The organism is Stenotrophomonas sp. SAU14A_NAIMI4_5 (genome assembly GCF_003086795.1).
GTDB lineage: Bacteria > Pseudomonadota > Gammaproteobacteria > Xanthomonadales > Xanthomonadaceae > Stenotrophomonas.
This window is the reverse complement of record NZ_CP026003.1, coordinates 1,773,805-1,793,602: the sequence shown is the minus strand read 5'-3', so window position 1 is coordinate 1,793,602 and position 19,798 is coordinate 1,773,805. Positions and strand designations below refer to the sequence as shown.

Annotated in this window: 18 protein-coding genes and 3 tRNA genes; 16 read left to right on the top strand and 5 right to left on the bottom strand. The window is 67.7% G+C overall.

Features of this window, described 5'->3' with window-relative positions; genetic code table 11:
* Nucleotides 1–13: 13 nt before the first annotated feature.
* Entirely contained in the window at nt 14–1,507 is a 1,494-nt protein-coding gene (xylB, locus tag C1925_RS08530; protein ID WP_108768503.1) for a xylulokinase, read from the bottom strand.
* Between the two features lie 246 nt (nt 1,508–1,753).
* On the opposite strand from xylB, the gene fdxA reads away from it, so the two are divergent.
* Complete coding sequence (gene fdxA, locus C1925_RS08525) at nt 1,754–2,077, top strand: ferredoxin FdxA (protein WP_079221482.1); 324 nt, start codon at nt 1,754–1,756, stop codon at nt 2,075–2,077.
* 131 nt (nt 2,078–2,208) lie between these two features.
* Here the strand turns inward: fdxA and C1925_RS08520 are convergent, their stop codons facing one another.
* Together C1925_RS08520 and dapA are read right to left on the bottom strand one after the other, a co-directional pair.
* Nucleotides 2,209–2,736 (bottom strand): hypothetical protein, encoded by a 528-nt coding sequence (locus tag C1925_RS08520; protein ID WP_108768502.1) that lies wholly within the window; start codon nt 2,734–2,736, stop codon nt 2,209–2,211.
* Between the two features lie 32 nt (nt 2,737–2,768).
* Entirely contained in the window at nt 2,769–3,662 is an 894-nt protein-coding gene (dapA, locus tag C1925_RS08515; protein WP_108768501.1) for a 4-hydroxy-tetrahydrodipicolinate synthase, read from the bottom strand.
* 164 nt (nt 3,663–3,826) lie between these two features.
* On the opposite strand from dapA, the gene C1925_RS08510 reads away from it, so the two are divergent.
* The 10 genes from C1925_RS08510 to C1925_RS08465 all read left to right on the top strand — a co-directional run bounded on the left by C1925_RS08510 (nt 3,827) and on the right by C1925_RS08465 (nt 9,748).
* Nucleotides 3,827–4,387, top strand: coding sequence for a glycine cleavage system protein R (locus C1925_RS08510; RefSeq protein WP_025879444.1), 561 nt, complete (start codon nt 3,827–3,829; stop codon nt 4,385–4,387).
* Between the two features lie 91 nt (nt 4,388–4,478).
* A complete protein-coding gene (locus C1925_RS08505; protein WP_108768500.1) occupies nt 4,479–4,958 on the top strand; it encodes a peroxiredoxin in 480 nt (159 codons plus the stop codon).
* 84 nt (nt 4,959–5,042) lie between these two features.
* Nucleotides 5,043–6,443 (top strand): PhoH family protein, encoded by a 1,401-nt coding sequence (locus tag C1925_RS08500; protein ID WP_079221478.1) that lies wholly within the window; start codon nt 5,043–5,045, stop codon nt 6,441–6,443.
* Nucleotides 6,440–6,949 (top strand): hypothetical protein, encoded by a 510-nt coding sequence (locus tag C1925_RS08495; protein WP_108768499.1) that lies wholly within the window; start codon nt 6,440–6,442, stop codon nt 6,947–6,949. The genes C1925_RS08500 and C1925_RS08495 overlap by 4 nt, the downstream gene beginning before the upstream one ends.
* Nucleotides 6,950–6,958: 9 nt before the next feature.
* Nucleotides 6,959–7,627 (top strand): YoaK family protein, encoded by a 669-nt coding sequence (locus C1925_RS08490; RefSeq protein ID WP_108768498.1) that lies wholly within the window; start codon nt 6,959–6,961, stop codon nt 7,625–7,627.
* 64 nt (nt 7,628–7,691) lie between these two features.
* Nucleotides 7,692–8,501: a bifunctional hydroxymethylpyrimidine kinase/phosphomethylpyrimidine kinase gene (gene thiD, locus C1925_RS08485; RefSeq protein WP_108768497.1), complete on the top strand. Its 810-nt coding sequence runs from the start codon at nt 7,692–7,694 to the stop codon at nt 8,499–8,501.
* Nucleotides 8,498–9,424: an alpha/beta fold hydrolase gene (locus tag C1925_RS08480; protein WP_108768496.1), complete on the top strand. Its 927-nt coding sequence runs from the start codon at nt 8,498–8,500 to the stop codon at nt 9,422–9,424. The genes thiD and C1925_RS08480 overlap by 4 nt, the downstream gene beginning before the upstream one ends.
* Nucleotides 9,415–9,491 (top strand) — tRNA-Arg (locus tag C1925_RS08475). The genes C1925_RS08480 and C1925_RS08475 overlap by 10 nt, the downstream gene beginning before the upstream one ends.
* Before the next feature lie 71 nt (nt 9,492–9,562).
* Nucleotides 9,563–9,639: transfer RNA gene (locus tag C1925_RS08470), tRNA-Arg, on the top strand.
* 32 nt (nt 9,640–9,671) lie between these two features.
* Nucleotides 9,672–9,748: transfer RNA gene (locus tag C1925_RS08465), tRNA-Arg, on the top strand.
* 841 nt (nt 9,749–10,589) lie between these two features.
* Here C1925_RS08465 and C1925_RS08460 read toward each other — a convergent pair.
* On the bottom strand, nt 10,590–11,504 hold the full coding sequence (locus tag C1925_RS08460) for a LysR substrate-binding domain-containing protein (RefSeq protein WP_108768495.1): 915 nt from the start codon (nt 11,502–11,504) through the stop codon (nt 10,590–10,592).
* Between the two features lie 140 nt (nt 11,505–11,644).
* Between C1925_RS08460 and C1925_RS08455 the strand changes: the two genes are divergently transcribed.
* Together C1925_RS08455 and C1925_RS08450 are read left to right on the top strand one after the other, a co-directional pair.
* The gene (locus C1925_RS08455) at nt 11,645–12,346 is read left to right on the top strand and encodes a pirin family protein (RefSeq protein WP_079221472.1); all 702 of its coding nucleotides are present in this window, start codon (nt 11,645–11,647) and stop codon (nt 12,344–12,346) included.
* A 173-nt stretch (nt 12,347–12,519) separates the two neighbouring features.
* Nucleotides 12,520–13,659 carry an MFS transporter gene (locus C1925_RS08450; RefSeq protein ID WP_108768494.1) on the top strand — a complete coding sequence of 380 codons (1,140 nt, stop codon included), beginning with the start codon at nt 12,520–12,522 and terminating at the stop codon, nt 13,657–13,659.
* A 73-nt stretch (nt 13,660–13,732) separates the two neighbouring features.
* Here C1925_RS08450 and C1925_RS08445 read toward each other — a convergent pair whose 3' ends face one another.
* Nucleotides 13,733–14,851: an alpha/beta fold hydrolase gene (locus tag C1925_RS08445; protein ID WP_108768493.1), complete on the bottom strand. Its 1,119-nt coding sequence runs from the start codon at nt 14,849–14,851 to the stop codon at nt 13,733–13,735.
* A 182-nt stretch (nt 14,852–15,033) separates the two neighbouring features.
* Here C1925_RS08445 and C1925_RS08440 point away from each other — a divergent pair, with 182 nt between their 5' ends.
* The 3 genes from C1925_RS08440 (at nt 15,034) to C1925_RS08430 (ending at nt 19,796) form a co-directional block, all read left to right on the top strand.
* Nucleotides 15,034–16,380 (top strand): cytochrome c, encoded by a 1,347-nt coding sequence (locus tag C1925_RS08440; protein ID WP_108770652.1) that lies wholly within the window; start codon nt 15,034–15,036, stop codon nt 16,378–16,380.
* On the top strand, nt 16,377–17,300 hold the full coding sequence (locus C1925_RS08435; protein WP_108768492.1) for a c-type cytochrome: 924 nt from the start codon (nt 16,377–16,379) through the stop codon (nt 17,298–17,300). Before C1925_RS08440 ends, C1925_RS08435 begins: the two co-directional genes overlap by 4 nt.
* Nucleotides 17,301–17,417: 117 nt before the next feature.
* Nucleotides 17,418–19,796, top strand: coding sequence for a TonB-dependent receptor (locus C1925_RS08430; RefSeq protein WP_108768491.1), 2,379 nt, complete (start codon nt 17,418–17,420; stop codon nt 19,794–19,796).
* Nucleotides 19,797–19,798 lie beyond the last annotated feature (2 nt).

The following is a 19,798-nucleotide window of genomic DNA, read 5'->3' as shown; positions in this document are numbered from 1 at the left end:
TCCTTCTTCGGGATCAGGGCAGGCGCTGCTGGAACAGCGGCGTCAACGCCTGCAGGTGGTGGACGAAACGCTGGTAACCGGCCTCGTACGCGGCCGCGCGGGTAGGATCGGGCTGGGCGGCCAAAGCGGGGTCGAACTGCAGGTGCGCATCGACCAGGTCGGCCAGCGCCTGGCCCTGCCCTTCGCACAGCCACAGCGCCTGCAGCGCGGCCCCGAAGGCGGCGCCTTCGGCCTGCACCGGCACGGCCACCGGCAGCTGGAACAGATCGGCGATCAACTGGCGCCAGGCCGGGCTGTTGGCACCGCCCCCGGTCAGCACCAGGCGCTGCCCGCGCAGGCCGCCTTCAACCAGCGCGTCGTAGCCGAGGCGCAGGCTGTAGCTGGCGCCTTCCATCGCGGCGCGGTAGAGGTTGGCCGGGGTCAGGTTGTGCAGGTCCAGCCCATGCAGGGCGCCGCGCGCCAGCGGCAGGTCCGGGCTGCGCTCGCCATTGAAGAACGGCAGCATCACCAGCCCATCGGCGCCGGGCGCGCTCTGCGCCAGCAGGGTTTCGCATTGCGCCGGCGACTGCCCCAACAGTGCGGCCGTCTGGCCGGTGGCGACCGTGCAGTTCATCGTGCAGATCAGCGGCAGCCAACCGCCATCGGAAGCGCAGAACGCGGCCCAGCGCCCCTGCGCATCCACGCAGGGCGTGGCGCGCCAGGCGAACAGCGTGCCCGAAGTGCCCAGGCTCATGCTCAACCGCCCCTCGCGCACCGCGCCGGTGCCGATGGCCGCCATCATGTTGTCGCCGCCGCCGACCGCCACGCGGGTATCGGCCGGCAGCCCCAGCAGCGCGGCGATCGCCGGCAGCAGGGAGAAGCCCTGTTCCGGGCCCACCAACGGCGGCAGCAGCGCGGCCAGGTCACGCCGGTCGTCGGTGGCGGCCAGCATCGCCGGCGACCAGTCGCGCCGGCGCACATCCAGCCAGCCGGTGCCGGAGGCATCACCGGCCTCCATGAAGCGCTGGCCGGTCAGCCAGAGATTCAGGTAGTCGTGCGGCAGGGCGATGCCATCCAGCGCGGCATCCACCTCCGGCCGGTGCTGCCGGGTCCAGCGCAGCTTGGAGGCCGTATAGCCCACCCGCAGGTCGTTGCCGGCTTCGGCAATGCAGGCCGCAGGCCCGCCCATGGCGGCGATGATCGCCTCGCATTCGGCGCCGGTGCTGGTGTCACACCACAGCTTGACCGGGCCCAGCGCGCGGTTGTCGCGGCCCAGCGGGACGAAGCCGTGCTGCTGGCCGGACACCGCCAGCCCGCGCACCCGCGCCCGCACCGGCCCTGGCAGGGCCTGGATCGCCTCGACCAGCGCCTTCACCCAGTCGGCGGCGTTCTGTTCGCGGCCGCCATCGGCCGTCGCCGCCAGTTCCAGCGGCCGTGCCTGCTGCGCCAGCATCGTGCGTGCCGCCGCGTCGTAGGCAATCACTTTCACGCTCTGCGTGCCGGCGTCGATGCCCAGATACACGCTCATGCCCTGCCCGTCCCTGCGATCCGCACTGCTTCACCGCCAGATGTCCACCGATGGACATCGAGTCTGCCGGGGGCTTCCCCGGCTTGGCAATGTGCAGTGCCGCAAAGTGCTGCTGCGCGGTGGCCGCATGCCCTTGCCGCCTGTGCAGAATCGTCAGCGCGCAGGGTGCCGGTGCGTGCAACGGCAGCGCGCGCGTTCAACCTGTTCTAGAATTGTCCGCTTGAAGACGGATCTGCCTCCCCCCTTATGCCCTTTGTCGTCACCGAAAACTGCATCAAGTGCAAACACACCGATTGCGTGGAAGTGTGCCCCGTGGACTGCTTCCACGAAGGCCCGAACTTCCTGGTGATCGACCCGGACGAGTGCATCGACTGCACCCTCTGTGAGCCGGAGTGCCCGGTCAACGCGATCTTCCCGGAGGACGATGTCCCGGCCGGCCAGGAAGTGTTCGTGGGCCTCAATGCCGAGCTCGCCAAGGAGTGGCCGGTGCTGACCGTGCGCAAGGATCCGCCCGCCGATGCCGGCGAGTGGGACGGCAAGCCGGACAAGCTGCCGCTGCTGGAGCGCTGAGAAGCGCCTGTTGCGGCAACGAAAAGGGCGCCTTGCGGCGCCCTTTTTTGTGGGTCGGCGCCAACCAAGGTTGGCGACTACCACAGCAGAAGGTAGCGCCGGGCCATGCCCGGCGGAACCTCCACCGGCGCTTACTGCGCCAGCTTCGCCTTCAGTGCGGCAATCAGCTTCACCGGGGCTTCGGCGGTGGCCGGCATGCCACGCGGGTCGACCGCGGAGATGTAGGCACCGGCATCGACGGCAACCACGCGGACCAGGAAGTTGCTGCCTTCATAGGCCACGTCGTAGGAGCCCAGCAGCTGCGCGCGGCTGGCGATGGTCACGCCTTCGACGCCTTCCAGCGCGGTGCCGACCTTGCCGAAAGCCTCTTCCTTGCTGCCCGGGATGGTGAAACCGCTGTTGCCAGCAGCCGGAGCGGCAGCGGCGGCCGGAGCAGCCGGAGCCGCCGGCTTGGTGGCCGAGCTCAGCGCCGGCACCTGGTTGCCACCGGCGCCTGCCGGGACGTTCAGATCCGGCGGCACTTCCAGCGGACGCATTTCGGGGGCCAGGGCGTAATCACCCTTGGCGCCGCGCTTGAAGCAGCCGGTGGTACCGGCAGCGACGGCGACGGCAAGCAGGGCGTAGGACAGCACGCGGACAGTGGAAACGGATTGACGCATGTGGATCTCCTGGATCAGGCCACGACAAAGGGTCAGTGGCTGGAAAGGGCTTCAAGGGCGGCGATGTCGCCGGCGAGATGGTCGGCCGCGGGCTGGTGTGCGGCCGAAAGCGGCAGCAGCGGCAGGCGCAGGTCATGGCCGATGCCGATGCGGCGCAGCAGCGCCTTGACCGGGATCGGGTTCGGCTCGACGCCGCAGAAATCATGGAACGGCTGCAGGCGCGCATCCCAGGCTTCGGTGGCGTCATGTTCGTGGGCGGCGGCCAGCGCGCACATGCGGCGGTAGGCACCGGGCAGCGCGTTGGAACCGACCGAGATCAGCCCGGCCATGCCGGCCTGGATCGAGCGGGCGGCGGTGCCGTCATCGCCACTGAGCACGGCGAACTCCGGACCGGCCAGGGCCAACAGGGCCTGCACGCGCCCCATGTCGCCCACCGCTTCCTTGATGGCGACGATGTTCGGGTGGCTGGCGAGCTCGGCCACGGTCTCCGGCAGCATGTCGCAGCCGGTGCGGCCGGGCACGTTGTACAGCACCACCGGCAGGCCGCCCTGGTCGGCCACGGCGCGGTAATGCGCGATCAGGCCGGCCTGGGTGGGCCGCACGTACGGCGGGGTCACCACCAGGGCATGGGTGGCGCCGAGCGCGGCGGCGCGGCGGGTCTGCTCGATGGTTTTGGCGGTGCCCGACAGGCCGGTGCCGGCCAGGACCGGGACACGGCCGGCGATGGTATCGACCGCGCTGGCCAGCAGCTGGTCGTATTCGGCATCGGACAGGGTGGCGGCTTCGCCGGTCGAGCCGGCGACGACGACGCCTTGGACGCCGCCCTCCAGCTGCAGGTGCAGCAGGCGCTGCCAACCGTCGGGGTCGAGGGAGCCGTCGGCCCGGAAAGGGGTCGCCAGCGCGGTGATGAGGCCGGAAAGGGACAAGGACGTGCTGCTCTTGGCTGGGGAGGGAAAACGCCCGCCACGACAGGCCGGGGGCACCTGAATGTTACTTGCGGCGCGAAAGCACGGGCAAGTATGCTGGACACCGGTGGATTCCCGCCCCCGGCGGGCATTCAGACTCACGCCTTGCATTACCCGGAATCGCCTTGACCGACACCACCCCGCGCCCCGCGCCGAGCGAAAACCACCTCCTGATCAACGCCTACACGACGCATCCGGAGTCCCCCCTGCTGTCCGTCACCCGCCGCATCGCCGACAGCGGCTGCAATCTGGTGGACGCGCGCCTGGCCACGGTCGGCCGCGATGTCTCGGTCACCGCCCTGGCCACCGGCTCCTGGGATTCGGTCGCCAAGCTGGAAGCGATGCTGACCCGGCTCGAGCGCGAGGAAGGCCTGAAGCTGGTCTGGTACCGCACCGAGGCCAAGCAGGCGCAGTCCAACCTGCTGCCGTACATCGTCGAAGTGATCGCCGCCGACAAGCCGGGCATCCTGTTCCAGCTGGCCGATTTCTTCGACCGCCAGGGCATCACCATCGAGACCCTGCAGAGCACGCGTTACCGCGCCATGCAGACCGGCGCTGAAATGTTCAGCGCGCAGGTCACCATCGGCGTGCCGGCCAACATGCACATCGCCGCGCTGCGCGACGATTTCCTCGAGTTCTGCGACCACCTGAACCTGGACGCGATCATGGACCCGATGAAATTCTGATCGGACGTGCGGATTTTCGCGCGCCTCTCACGGGCGCGTGGCGTTTCATGCAATTGTCGTAGAAACAACCCAGGCTCGACAGAAGGACCTCATGAACAACGGCGATACCCTGGACAGCATCACCCTTTCCCTGCCGCTGGCGCTGTCCGGCGGCGAGCAGTCCACCCTCGGCGATTACGCCGGCCAGTGGCTGGTGCTGTACTTCTACCCCAAGGACAGCACGCCCGGCTGCACCACCGAAGGCATCGACTTCAACGCGCTGCTGCCGGAATTCAAGAAGGCCGGTGCGGTCGTTCTCGGCGTCTCCCGCGACTCGGTCAAATCGCACGACAACTTCTGCGCCAAGCAGGGATTCAACTTCCCGCTGGTCAGTGATGCCGACGAAGCGCTGTGCACCGTCTTCGACGTCATCAAGATGAAGAACATGTACGGCAAGCAGGTACGTGGCATCGAACGCAGCACCTTCCTGATTTCTCCCGACAGCCAACTCGTGCAGTCCTGGCGCAAGGTCAAGGTCGCCGGCCATGCCGACGCCGTGCTTGCCGAACTGAAGGCCGCCCAATCCAAGTGAGTTCCAACGCCCACTGTGTCCGCCACCACCCTGCCCCGCAGCAGGTCGTGGTGGTTTTTCCCTGTCCGTAACCAGGAAATGACGATGACCCGAGGCAAGCGCATCTACGTGCTGGATACCAACGTGCTGATGCACGATCCCACCGCGCTGTTCAAGTTCGAGGAACATGACGTCTACCTGCCCATGCAGGTGATCGAGGAGCTGGACAACGGCAAGAAAGGCACCTCCGAAGCGAGCCGCAACGCCCGCCAGGTGAGCCGCTTCCTCAATGAGCTGGTGCAGGAATCGGGCCTGGACAACCTGGCCGACGGCATTCCACTGGAGCGCCCCAATGGCCTGCAGCTGCGCGGCAAGCAGAGCGCCGGCAAGCTGCGCTTCCAGACCAGCCATTTCGATGCGGGCAAGAGTTTCGGCAAGGTCATCCCGGACAACGCCATCCTCGGCGCGATCCTGGCGCTGAAGGAAGAAACGCCCGACCTGCCGGTGGTGTTCGTTTCCAAGGACATCAACCTGCGGATCAAGGCGGCCATCGCCGGCATCGTGTCCGAGGACTACGAGAACGACCGCGCGCTGGATGATTTCAGCCTGCTCTACACCGGCGCCACCGAGCTGCCGGAAGACTTCTGGAAGCGCCACGGCGAGGACCTGCGCAGCTGGAGCGACAAGGGCCGCACGCATTACGAAATCCTCGCCCAGGACGGCGAGGAGTGGTACCCGAACCAGTACGTCTACCTGCCCGGCGAAGACGAGGTCGAGCTGCGCGTCAGCCGCGTGGTCGGCGATGGCAAGGTGGTGCTGTCGCTGGTCGATGATTTCCGCCACGGCAGCCATGCCGTGTGGGGCATCAGCGCGCGCAACCGCGAGCAGAACTTCGCGCTCAATGCGCTGATGGACCCGGAGATCGACTTCGTCACCCTGCTCGGCACCGCCGGCACCGGCAAGACCCTGCTGGCACTGGCCGCCGGCCTGGCGCAGACGATGGACCAGCAGCGCTACCGCGAGATCATCATGACCCGCGCCACGGTGAGCGTGGGCGAGGACATCGGCTTCCTGCCCGGTACCGAAGAAGAAAAGATGACGCCGTGGATGGGCGCGCTGACCGACAACCTGGAAGTGCTCACCCACAACCAGGAAGGCGGCACCTGGGGCCGCCAGGCCACCAACGACCTGCTGGCCAGCCGCATCAAGATCCGCTCGATGAACTTCATGCGCGGGCGCACCTTCCTGTCGCGTTACCTGATCCTCGATGAAGCGCAGAACCTCACCCCGAAGCAGATGAAGACGCTGATCACCCGTGCCGGCCCCGGCACCAAGATCGTCTGCCTGGGCAACGTCGAGCAGATCGACACTCCGTACCTGACCGAGACGACCTCGGGCCTGACCTACGCGGTGGACCGCTTCAAGAACTGGCCGCATAGTGCGCACATCACCCTGCGCCGAGGCGAACGTTCGCGCCTGGCCGATTACGCTTCGGAGGTGTTGTGAACCGTTGCACCCGCCTGCTGCTGCCCACGGCTGCGATCACCCTCGCAGCCGCACTGGCCGCCTGCACCACCACGCGCGGCCCGGCCAGCGTGCCGACCGCCGAGCGCACCGGCCAATCGTGGGTGGTCACCCGCCCCGTCATCGCCGCGCAGGTATTGGATACCTGCTCGCGCACCAGCCCCGGCCGCGAGGCCGGGCGGGTGAGCGGCTACTGGGCGCCGAGCCGGCAGCAGGTGGACCAGATGGAAGCGAAGCTGTCCTCGCTGGAAGCACAGGTGCCGCACGTACTGGACTTCGACCGCCAGTACGTGGGCATCGAAAGTGGCGGCCGGCAGCTGATCTACATCAACGCCTTCCACCTGCCGGAAGATGCCAGCACCAATCCCGCGCGCGAAGCGATCCGCGTGTGTGATGGCGGCCGGCAGTTCTGGGGCGCGGTGTACGACCCGGCCACCGGCAGCTTCAGCGACCTGCAGTTCAACGGCGGCAAAGTGCCGTCGCCCTGAGGCGGCGGCATGGGAATCCGCCTGCCCACCTGGGTCTGGATCGGCGCTGTCGCGTTGTCCAGCGTGGCCGGCATGGTCAACGTGGTGGGCTTCCTGGGCTTCGAGCACCAGGCGGTGAGCCACATGACCGGCAGCACCAGCCAGCTGGGCATGGCGATTGCCCAGGGTGACTGGCGCGCGGTCGGCCATCTGTGGGGCCTGCTGATCGCCTTCTCGCTGGGCGCGATGCTCAGCGGCCTGCTGATCCAGGACAGCGCCCTGCAGCTGGGCCGGCGCTACGGCGTGGCCCTGGCGATCGAATCGGCGCTGCTGCTGGTGGCCATTCCACTGTTCGAGCAGCAGCAGATCTGGGGCGCGCTGGCCGCGGCCATGGCCTGCGGCCTGCAGAACGCGATGGCCACCACCTTCAGCGGCGCGGTGGTACGCACCACCCATCTGAGCGGCATGTTCACCGACCTCGGCATCGGCCTGGGCCACCTGCTGCGCGGCCTGCCCCTGCAGGTGCGCCGGTTGACCCTGAGCGGGCTGATCATCAGCGGCTTCCTCGGCGGCGGCATCGTCGGCGCGTGGTTGTTCATGCACTTCCGCTACGACGCCCTGCTCGCCCCCGCCCTGCTCACCGGCCTGACCGGCATCGTGTATGTGCTGTACCAGCAGTGGGCGCGCTGGCGGCATTGAACCCAGGGCATCCACGCATGGCGTGGATCTATTTTCCCCTGCGGGACCACGGCACAATCGAGGCATGAGCCCGACCACTCCCGCTTCCGCCCTCACCATCGCCGGCTCCGATTCCGGCGGTGGCGCCGGCATCCAGGCCGATCTGAAGGCCTTCGCCGCGCATCGCGTGCACGGCCTGTCCGCCATCGCCGCGTTGACCGCGCAGAACACCCGCGGTGTCACCGCCGTGCACGTGCCCCCGGTCGCCTTCCTGCGCGCGCAGCTGGACGCCTGCTTCGATGATTTCGACATCCACGCAGTGAAGCTCGGCATGCTGGCCAATGCAGAGGTCATCCACACCGTTGCTGACGTGCTCGAACAGCGCCGCCCCGCCCACGTGGTGCTGGACCCGGTGATGGTCGCCACCAGTGGCGCGCGCCTGCTGGAAGACAGCGCGCTGCAAGCGATGCGAGAACGGCTGATTCCGCTGGCCACGCTGATCACTCCCAACACCCCCGAGGCCGAACTGCTGGTCGGCCGCAGCATCGGCAACGCCGACCACGCCGAGCAGGCCGCTGCCGCGCTGCTCGACATGGGCGCCGGCGCCGTACTGCTGAAGGGCGGCCACCTGCACGAAGGCAACCGGGTGATCGACCGCTACTTCGACGCTGTCAGCAGCGAGGAATTCATCCACGCACGGCTGCCTCTGGACGCGCACGGCACCGGCTGCACGCTGGCCTCGGCCATTGCCGCCCAGCTGTGCAACGGGCTCAGCCTGGCCAATGCCTGCGAAGCCGGCATCGATTACGTGGCGCGCGGCCTGCAGCAGGGCTACGCGCCCGGCCGCAGCGAGGTGCTGGTGCTGGATCACTTCGGCGCGGCACCGCACGCATGAGCGCTGCGCCGCGCACGATCGCCGTGGACAGCGGCGATGGCCACCGCTACGAGATCATCGCCTGCATGCCTGCACAGCCGCTGGCACGCCTGCTGTGGCTGCCGGCGCTGGGCGTGGCCGCGCGCCACTACCTGCCGCTTGCGCAGGCGCTGGCAGCACGTGGCATCGCCGTCTACCTGCATGAGTGGCGTGGCAACGGCAGCAGTTCACTGCGTCCCTCGCGCACGGCCGACTGGGGCTACCGCGAGATCCTCGAACAGGATCTGCCGGCCAGCCAGGCCGTGCTGGTCCGCGAAGACGGCGCAGGCAGCGCCCTGCCTTGGATCATCGGTGGCCACAGCCTGGGCGGCCAGCTCGCCTGCCTGCATGCCGGCCGCAATCCGGAGCGTTTCCAGCGCCTGTGGCTGGCGGCCAGCGGCACGCCGTTCTGGCGCGTGTTCCCGCCCCCGCGCGGTTGGCTGCTGCCGCTGTTCTACCGGTTCCTGCCGTGGATCGCGCGCCGCCAGGGTGTGCTGCACGGCCGTCGCCTCGGCTTTGGCGGCACCGAAGCACGCGGGCTGATCGCCGACTGGGCGCGGGTGGGCCTGAACAACCACTATGCGGCCGTGGGTATGGACGAAGACCTCGATGCGCAGCTGGCACGCATCCATGGCAGCGCGCAGGCGGTGCTGATGGCCGATGACTGGTTCGCGCCGCCCGGTTCGATGCAGGCGCTGCTGGCCAAGCTGCCGAATGTGGCCTCAGGCGTGCGCGTGCTGTCCGCGCAGGAACTGGGCACGCGCGCCGATCACTTCGCCTGGATGAAGGCCCCGGATGCCGTCGCTGAAAGCTTTTTCATTCAGTTGAATGAAAATTTTCACAAAAGCGTTGACGACAGCCGCCGACATCCGCATAATTCCGCTCCTGTCGCAGGGCGCCCGTAGCTCAGTTGGATAGAGTACCTGGCTACGAACCAGGCGGTCGGGAGTTCGAATCTCTCCGGGCGCACCACTCGACAGGCTTCCAGCATCCGCCGCTGGAAGATGCGGTAAAATGTAGTAACAAAATTGATTGTGTACCGCGCGCCCGTAGCTCAGTTGGATAGAGTACCTGGCTACGAACCAGGCGGTCGGGAGTTCGAATCTCTCCGGGCGCACCACACACGATCAATACAACAAGTTTATGTAATTGGCGCCCGTAGCTCAGTTGGATAGAGTACCTGGCTACGAACCAGGCGGTCGGGAGTTCGAATCTCTCCGGGCGCACCATTACACCGAAACAGCAGGCTCCGGCCTGCTGTTTTTTTTTTGCGTTTTCGGCAGGGCTGCGCCCTGCACCTGCAGAGGCCTTCAAGCAACGGCAACGTCAAAATCCAGAGCGGCATTCCGTGGGATGGCGGGGCACTGTGGGTTTGCGGGGACGCCGTAAACCCATCCATGGGGGCTTGGTCGCCGCATCCATGCGGCTCACACCCCGCAAACCCACAGTGCCCCGCCTTCGACAGTTGGTCGGCGGCTGTTGGCAACTGCTGCTGTTGGTGGGTGCCGACCGTTGGTCGGCACATCTGTCAGATATCGAATGAGTTCATCCACGCATGGCGTGGCTCTACTGCGCCGCTGTTGGTAGGTGTCGACCTTGGTCGACACGTTTTTTCTATCAGATATCAAAATTCATTCGGGGTCAGAGCCCGTTGCGCAGCAACGGGATCCGACCCCGTGCTCCGACAGATCGCGGAAGTCTGTCGAAGGCGGGGTGGGTCCGGTTGAGGGGGTGTGAGCCGCATGGGCCCGAGGCATGCCTCCGGCGGGTTGGGCAGGACGCCCAACCCCGGTCTTGCCGTGTGCGCAGGACAGCGCACACCAGCAAGCGGCGACCAAGCCCCCATGGGTGAGGGCGCTTTGCTTGCGAAGCACTGCTTCGCAAGCGCCCGAACGCACAGCCGCCAGCGGCTGGGCCGGACCCCGGAGGGGGGGTCACGGCGTCCCCCTCAACCGGACCCACCCCGCCATCCCACGGATAACCAGCTTCTGCCGTTGACGTTGACGTTGATTCGGCAGGTGCAGGGCGCAGCCCTGCAAAAGAAAACCCTCATCCACGCATGGCGTGGATCTACCCCATTGCCTGCCACCACTGCGCCAGCAGCTCCGGCCTGCGCAACCGCTCGCGCCACCAGCGCAATGCCGCACCATCCTCACCCGTGCGCCACGCCAGCCAGAACGTCTCCTCCGGCTTCGGCTCCTCCACCTCGCGGATCACCAGCTGACCACGCGCCACCGCCGCGCGCGCGCACGGCTCGGGCAGGAAACCGAATCCCACACCCTCGCACTGCAGCTTCAGCTTGCTGGCCATGTCCGGCACCGTCAGCATCTCCTGGCCCATCAACAGGCCCACGGTGCGTGGCAGCAGGCGGCGCGCGGAATCGGACACGGCAATGGCGCAGTGCTCGGCCAGCTGCTCGCGGCCCAGTGCGCCCGGCACCTGCGCCAGCGGATGATCCGGCGCCACCGCGAACACGAAATCAACGCTGCCCAGCGGCTCCACCATATAACCGCCACCACTGGGCCCCTCGCCCGCTGCAGCCACCAGCAGGTCGGCGCGACGGTCCAGCAGCGCCTCCCAGGTGCCCGACAGCGCTTCGCCGAACAGACGCAGGCGCGTCGGCGCTTCGATGCCGCGGAACGCGGCAATGTCCGGGCCCAGCAGCCAGGTCGGGAACATCGAATCCACCGCCAGGCTCAGTTCGGCCTCCCAACCGGAGGCCACCCGGCGCACCCGCAGCTCCAGCTCGCGGGCAGCGCGCAGCAGGTGGCGACCCTCGTCCAGCAGGGCGCGACCGGCCTCAGTCAGCTCGGCGCGGGGGCCGACCCGGTCGAACAGCTGCACGCCCAGGTCCTCCTCCAGCTTGGCCACGGTGTAGGAGATGGTCGAGGGCACCTTGTGCAGGGCCTTGCCGGCGGCGGCAAACGAGCCGCGGCGGTCGATGGCATCGAGGATCTGCAGGGCATCGAGGCTGAGCTTGAGCATTCGAAATTTTCGATGATGGCTGTCAAAACTATCCGTTTTTCAAACCCGGGGTGCAAGTGGATACTTCTCTTCAACGGGGAAACACAGCGGCCACCGGCCCACCCCGCCCCATCGAAACCATCGAACAAGGAGAGATCATCATGCTGCAGATCCGCAAGAGCGCTACCCGTGGCCTGGCCGAGCATGGCTGGCTGTCTTCCCGCCACACCTTCTCCTTCGCCGGCTACTACGATCCGCGCTACGTCAGCTTCGGCCCGCTGCGCGTCATCAACGAAGACAAGGTCATCGGCGGCCAGGGCTTCGGCACCCACAGCCACAGCAACATGGAAATCATTTCCTACGTGCTGGGCGGTGCGCTGGAGCACAAGGACTCGATGGGCACCGGTTCGGTACTGCGCTACGGCGACGTGCAGGTGATGAGCGCCGGCAGCGGCGTCAGCCACAGCGAGTTCAACCACTCGGCCACCGATCCGGTGCACTTCCTGCAGATCTGGGTCTTCCCGGACAGCGAGAACATCGAACCCTCCTACCGCGAGACCCACTTCGCGCCGGAGACCAAGCGCGGCCAGCTGCGCCTGATCGCCTCGCCGGACGGTGCCGACGGTTCGCTGCGCATCCAGCAGGACGCCCGCATCTACGCCACCATCCTCGATGGCAGCCAGAAGCTGCACCACGCACTGGGCAATGGCCGTGGCGCCTACGTGCAGGTCGCCCGTGGCCAGCTGCAGGTCAACGGCATCACCCTCGATGCCGGCGATGCACTGCAGGTCAGCGACGAAGCACAGCTGACCCTGGAGAACGGCAACGACGCGGAAGTGCTGGTGTTCGACCTGCCGCTGTAAGCGCTGCGCCGTAGCAAGCAGCGAGGCCCGCGATGCCCACCGGTATCGCGGGCCTCTGCATGTGCGGCGAGCGACGCTGCATTCGTATTCGCAGCGGGATGACACGAATGGCACTTGCCCACGCCAGCTGAAAACGTTTTCATGGCAGGGATTCTCCGGAGCCTTTCCTGCGCATGACGCCTTCTTCCCCGCGTGCCCAGCAGCACGCCACCCGCGCCGCCTTCCTCATTCCCGGTTTTGCCACTGCTGCCTGGGCGCCGATGGTGCCCTATGCCAAGGCCAAGGCCGGCCTGTCCGATGCCAGCCTGGGCGCCGTGCTGCTCTGCCTGGGCCTCGGCTCGCTGCTGGCCATGCCGCTGGCCGGCGCGTTGAGCGGACGCCTGGGCTGCCGCCGCCTGATGGTCATCACCACCGCGTTGATTCTGCTGGCGCTGCCGTTGCTGTCGCTCGCTCCCTCGCCGTTGGCACTGGGCGCGGCGCTGTTCCTGTTCGGTGCTGGTGTCGGCGCCATGGACTGCACGATGAACATGCAGGCGGTCGCGGTCGAACGCGATGCCGGCCGCGCGATGATGTCCGGCTTCCACGCGTTCTACAGCATCGGTGGCTTCGTCGGTGCTGGCTGCATGACCGGCCTGCTGTTGCTGGGCACGCCGCTGTGGATGGCGGCCCTGCTGTCGGTGGCCGCATTGCTGGTGGTAGCGCTGCTGGCGGCACCGCACTGGCGCGCGCAGCGCATCGCCCATGACGGCCCGATGCTGGCCATTCCACATGGCGTGGTGCTGTTCATCAGCGTGCTGGCCTTCATCGTGTTCCTGGCCGAAGGCTCGATGCTCGACTGGAGCGCGGTGTTCCTGGCCGACGTCCGGCAGGTGCCGCGTGACCAGGCCGGTGCCGGCTTCGCGGTGTTCACCCTGGCGATGACCGCGATGCGCCTGTTCGGCGACGGCATCGTCGAGCGCCTTGGCCGCACGCGCACCATCGTCATTGGTGGCATCACCGCCGCCACCGGCTTCGCCCTGGCCACGCTGGTGCCCTCTTTCGCCGTGGCACTGATCGGCTACGTGATGGTCGGCCTGGGCTGCGCCAACATCGTGCCGGCGCTGTTCTCGATGGCTGGCCAGCAGCGTGCGATGCCCGAAAGCATCGCCATCACCGCGGTGACCACGCTGGGCTACGCTGGCATCCTCGCCGGTCCGGCCGCGATCGGCGGGCTGGCCCACCTGACCACGCTGGGGTTCGCCTTCCTGTGCGTGGCCGCGCTGCTGCTCGGCGTCGCCGCCTCGGCCCGCGCCCTCGCCCGCCGCCTGCCCTGAACCCAAAAAAGGGGACGGAGGGGATCAAGTCGTTTGTGCCACAAGCGACTTAATCCCCTCCGTCCCCTTTTTTTCAGGTACGCACCAGCCACTCGGCCTGGGCGGGCAGCTGCGGTGCCGGGCAGGTCGTGCGCGGGTGGTGTTCGTCCTGCGCCATCCAGTCGTCGACCACGCCGGCCAGCAGGTCCAGGCGCAGCGGCAGGGTGATGTGGTCTTCGCCGCGCATCTCGATGTAGTGCGCGCGCGGGTTGGCCAGGGCAAGCTCGCGGCCCTGGCTGACCGGAATGTGCTGGTCGCCCTGGCCGTGCAGCAGCAGCACGCAGGCGCGGGTATCGGCCAGCGCGCGGGCCACGTCCACCTGGTCCAGGTCGACATCGATGCGGCGGCTGGCCGCGGCGATCACCTGGTTGATGTCCTGGCCGCCGTAGCGCCAGCGCGCGTAGGACGCGACCGCCTGCGCCTTCAGGCCTTCCGGCTGCAGCGCCATCAGGTGCGGGATCATCGTGCGGATCGCCACGCCGGCATTGGCGAACGATTCCATCGCCACCACGCCGGCCACCTGGTCACCCAGCTTGTCAGCGGTGAACACCGCCGTGGCCGCGCCGTAGGAGACGCCGAACAGGTACAGCGGCCCGGTCACTTCGCCACGCGCGCGCAGTTCGCCGATCACATCGACCACGTCGTCCGATTCGTAGGTGCCATAGCCGGACGGCCCATGCCCGGACTGGCCGTGGTTGCGCAGGTCCAGGGTGACCACGCGGTATCCCGATTCGGCCAGCTGCAGCGACCACGGCAGCATCGAATCACCATTCATCATCCAACCGTGCAGCAGCACCACGGTGCCGCGCGGCGCCTGCGCACGGAACGGCTGCGGCACGGTGAGGCTCAGCCCGGTGTCCAGCGGCTGGCCGTTTTCATGGCGCTGCGGCAGGTAGTGGTAGCGGGCGCCGTAGTCGCCCGCATCGAACGCACGCCAGAAGATCGGCACGCCATCGCGTCCCGGCAGGAAGCCATGGCGGTTGGGCAGCTCGGCGATGGCCGCGGCGATGCGCGGCTGGTCCAGCAACGTGGACACGCCACCGGGCGCGATCAGCTGGTCGCTGAGCGAGGTGGACGAGGCGGTGATCGAGGATGAGCATGCAGCCAGCCACAGGCCGGCGCACGCCAGCAACAGCAGCAGCGGGCGTTTCATGGGCAATCGGGGAAAGGTGCGACAGCGTGGCAGGTTAGCGGGCGCGACCGGGCGCATCTATCGCAGGTCGATGACGGGTTGATGACAAGCCGGGATCGATTCAGCTTCGTCGGATGTCGTTCACGGACAAAGCATTGATCCGGATCAATGAACGGGCCCGCGCGTTTGCCGACAGTGCGGCCATGCGTACCTCGCTCAAGCTCCTTCTTGCCCTGGCCGCCGCTGTCGGTGCGGCCTGGGGCATCGCCCGCAGCACGCCGTACTGGTTCGCGCCGCGCCAGCCTGCCGTGGTCGACATCCACGATCCGGCCTTGATCGCGCGCGGCCAGTACCTGTCGCGTGCGGCCGACTGCGCCGCCTGCCACACCGCGCCCGGCGGCCGGCCCTTCGCCGGCGGGTTGGGCATGCAGACGCCGATGGGCACGCTCTACTCGACCAACATCACGCCGGACCCGGCCACCGGCATCGGCGCCTATGACTATGCCGATTTCGAGCGCGCGGTCCGCCGCGGCATCCGCCATGACGGCCAGCCGCTGTATCCGGCCATGCCCTACGCCTCCTACGTGATCGCCAGCGACGACGAGATCCGCGCGCTGTATGCCTATTTCATGGGTGCGGTGCAGCCGGTGCGCCAGCACAACGCTGACAGCACCATCCCCTGGCCGGCCAACATGCGCTGGCCGCTGGCGTGGTGGCAACTGCTGTTTGCCCGCCCCCGCAGCTTCGTTGCCGATCCTTCGCTGGATGCCGGCCAGCAGCGCGGCGCCGAACTGGTGGAGGGCCTGGCGCACTGTGGCGCCTGCCATACCCCGCGCGGCGTGGCCTTCCAGGAAACCGCCATGGCTGATGACGAAAGCCGCCGCTTCCTCTCCGGTTCGGTACTGGAAGGCTGGTATGCGAAGAACCTGCGCAACGAAGCCACCGGCCTGGCCAGCTGGAGCCAGGACGAGATCGTCGAGTTCCTGCGTACCGGCCGCACCGATCGCTCCGCCGCGTTCGGCGGCATGGCCGACGTGGTGGAACACAGCACCCAGTACCTGACCGACGCCGACCTGCTGGCCATGGCCCGTTACCTGAAGCAGCTGCCGCCGCGCGCCGGCCGCAGCACGCAGTGGATTGCAGGCCCCGACACGACCACCACCGCGCTGCGCGACGGCGACTACCGCGTGGAGGGTTCGCTGGCCTATGCCGAGCACTGCCAGGCCTGCCACCGCGCCGATGGCCGTGGCATGCCGCGCATCTACCCTGCCCTGGCCGGCAACTCCATCGTCTTCGCCGATGACCCGAGTTCGCTGGTGCAGGTCACCCTGGCCGGTGGCCGCACGCCGCACACGCCGCACGACCGGATGGCCTTCTCGATGCCCGGCTTCGAGCATCTGCCCAACGCCCAGCTCGCGCAGATCCTGACCTTCATCCGCAGCAGCTGGGGCAACCAGGCCAGCGCGGTGAGCGAAGCCGACATCGCGCGCATGCGCAGGGTGGTGCGCGACAAACCCGTGCATGTGGTTCCGCAGGAGGTGGCACCATGAGGCGCTCACGCAAGCGCAGAAGCGCGGCCATTGTCATTGCCATCGGCGTACTGGTGGTGGCCGCAGCCGCCGCACTGCTGTACGCGTACCGCCATCCGTCGCTGGATGCCACCCCCGCCACGCTGGACATCCTCGACGCACAGGGCGCGCGGGTCGGCGCGTACCACATGCCCAGCGCCGAAGAGATCGCCAGCCTCGGCAATGGCGATGCGGTGATGTACGGCCGCCGCCTGCTCAACGAGACCGCACGCCTGCTGCCGGACAACGTGGGCAATGACCTGAACTGCAACTCCTGCCACATGGCCGAGGGCAAGCGGCCTTTCGGCAACCACTACCTCAACACCGGCGGCGGCAGCTACCCGCGCTACATGACCCGCCCCGGCAAGGAGATCGGCCTGGTCGAACGCATCAACGGCTGCCTGCAGCGTTCGATGAACGGCAAGCCGCTGGCCCGCGACGCACCACCGATGCGCGCCATGCTGGAATACATGGCCTGGCTTAGCCGCCCCGTACCCGACGGCGCGCGCGTGTCGGCGCCAAGCGAAGGGCCGATCGATTCCTCGCTGGTGCCCGACCGCGTGCGCGGCCAGGCCCTGTATGCAGCGCAGTGTGCCGCCTGTCACGGCGGCAACGGCGAGGGCCGCCGCGATGGCAGCGGCGATATCGCCTTCCCGCCGCTGTGGGGCGAGCGCAGCTTCAACATCGGCGCCGGCATGGCACGGCTGTACAAGGCGGCCAGCTTCGTCAAGCACAACATGCCGCCGGCAGCGGGCCGCGAACCACCGCTGGGCCAGCAGGTGATGCCCGACCAGGACGCGGTGGACATCGCCGACTACTTCATCCACCAGCCGCGGCCGGATTTCGCCGGCAAGGGCAAGGACTGGCCGCGCGATCCCAAGCCGAAGGACGCACGTTACTGAGCGCAGCGGTTCACAGTGTCGGCCGTCACGCAACATGAAGCCTGCATCTGAACGTCACTCCCATGTCATTCATCCTGCCGACACTCCCGGGCTTCCCCCACTTGAGGTCCGGTATCGATGCGAACGATTGCGCGTTTTCCCCGTGTTTCGCTGCTTGCCCTGCTGATCGCCCCCGCACTGGACGCCCTGGCCGAAGCACCGCAGGGCGAGGCCGCCGAAACGCGCAGCGCCGACGCACGAACCCTGGACCAGGTACAGGTGATCGGCCAGGCCACCAGTTACGCCAAGACGTCGGTGCGCACCGAGACACTGAACCGCCAGACCGTGCTGAGCAGCGTCAACGGCGCGCTCAACGAAGTGCCGGGCGTCGTGGTCAGCGAGGCCGATGCGACCGGCTCGTCGGTGTGGGGCACGCAGATCAGCATGCGCGGCTTCGTGACCAACCGCGATACGCAGCAGATCGGCACCACCATCGATGGCCTGCCCAACGGTGGCTCGGGCTACGGCGGCGGCTCGATGGCCAACCGCTACATCGACACCCTCGACCTGGAAACGGTGGAGGTCAGCCAGGGCACGGCCGATATCTCCTCGCGTTCGAACGAAGCGTTGGGTGGCACGCTCAACTTCCTCACCAGTGATCCGCTGCATGACAGCCGACTGCGCTTCGTCGCCGGCGCCGGTGACAACGATGCGCGCAAGTACTACGTGCGCTACGACACCGGCGTGCTCGGCGGCCACACCCGCGCCTGGGTCAGCGCGTCCTCGGCCCGCGTAAGCGACTGGATCGATGGCAGCGGCAAGACCAGCAATGACCATATCGCCGGCAAGTTCATCACTGAACTGGACCGCTGGACGCTGACCGGCTACCTGTCCTACAACGATGCCGACGAGCCGGAGTACACCAGCGTTTCGCCGCAGGGCTTCGCCACCAACCCGGACCGCGACAACCTGGTCGGCACCCTCACCGGCATTCCCTACCTGGACCAGAACTACCGTTCCGGTTCACGTGCGCTGCGCGAAAACACCTTCGGCTACCTGCGCGCGGCCTTCGACGGCGGCAACGGCTTCAAGGCCTCGATGGCCGCCTATGGCCACCGCATGCAGGGCCGCGGCGACTGGCTGCCGCCTTACCTGGCCGATGTCACCAATGATGGCGCCGGCCGCCCGCAGTCCGAATACCTCGGCGGCAGCACCGTCTACGGCGGCAGCAACCTGGGCCAGATCTACTTCGTGAACCCCGATGGCAGCAGCGCCCAGCCGATTGCCGGCTGCACGCCGCGCGTGGGCTTCAGCGCCGAATATGATCCCAACTGCTACGCCGGCAACGTGCTGGGCGCGCAGTCCTACCGTCACACCCACTACGACAACGACCGCATGGGCGTGACCGCCGATGTCGAATGGCGGCAGACCTTCGGCGGCGTCGACAACACGATCCGCGGCGGCCTGTGGGTGGAGAAGCTGGACCGCTCCGCGCGCCGCGACTGGCACCGCCTGCTCAACGTCGGCCAGGACATCGGCTTCGACCACCAGCCGTACTGGGTGCAGTTCGAGGACAAGTACAAGGTCGACGAGCAGATGTACTACGTCGAGGACGTGGCCCGCTTCGGCCCGTTCAGCGCGCGCGTGGGCGTCAAGCAGTTCTTCGTCGACCAGTCGCGCAACCGCGTGATCGGTGCCAGCGAGCACGTGACCTCGGACTCCAAGTCCGATCCGCTGCTGTCCACCGGCTTCACCTGGGCACCGGGCGTGGAAGGCATGGAACTGTTCGCCGGCTTCTCGCAGAACTTCGCCGCGATTCCTTCCGGCGTGCTCGGCGAAACCGACCCGCAGCGCTTCCGCAACGTCGAACCGGAAACGGCCGACAACATTGAAGTGGGCATGCGCATCAGCCGCTGGCCGCTGACCGCCTCGGTCACCCTGTACAACATCAAGTTCGACAACCGCATCGTCTACCTGCCGGCCGGTTTCGTCAGCGGCATCGACTACCTGGGCGAGACCGACGGCGTCTACGAGAACTTCGGCGGCGTGGAAAGCAACGGCCTGGAAGCCGCCTTCGGCTACGGCTGGGACAACGGCTGGCGGGTCAACGCGGCTTACACCTACAACCGCTCCAAGTACCTGGGCAGCGGCGATGCCGCGCGTGACACCCAGCTGGGCATCGTCGATGGCGCCAAGGTGATCGGCCAGCCCGAGCAGATCCTGGTGCTGTCGGCCGACTGGCAGGGTGAGAACTGGAACTTCGGCCTGTCCGGCCGCTACCTCGGCACCCGCTACCTGGACGCGGCCAACGTCAACAAGCTGCCCTCGGCCACCATCTTCAACGCCAACATCGGCTTCGACCTGGAGGGCCTGTCGCCGCGCCTAAAGGGCATGGGCGCCAACCTGGTGGTGAGCAACCTGACCGACAAGCGCTATCTTGCAGGGGTGGACGGTGCCAACGCGGCCTTCATCGGCGCGCCGCGCACCGTCGGCATCTCCTTCCGCGTGGATCTGTGAGG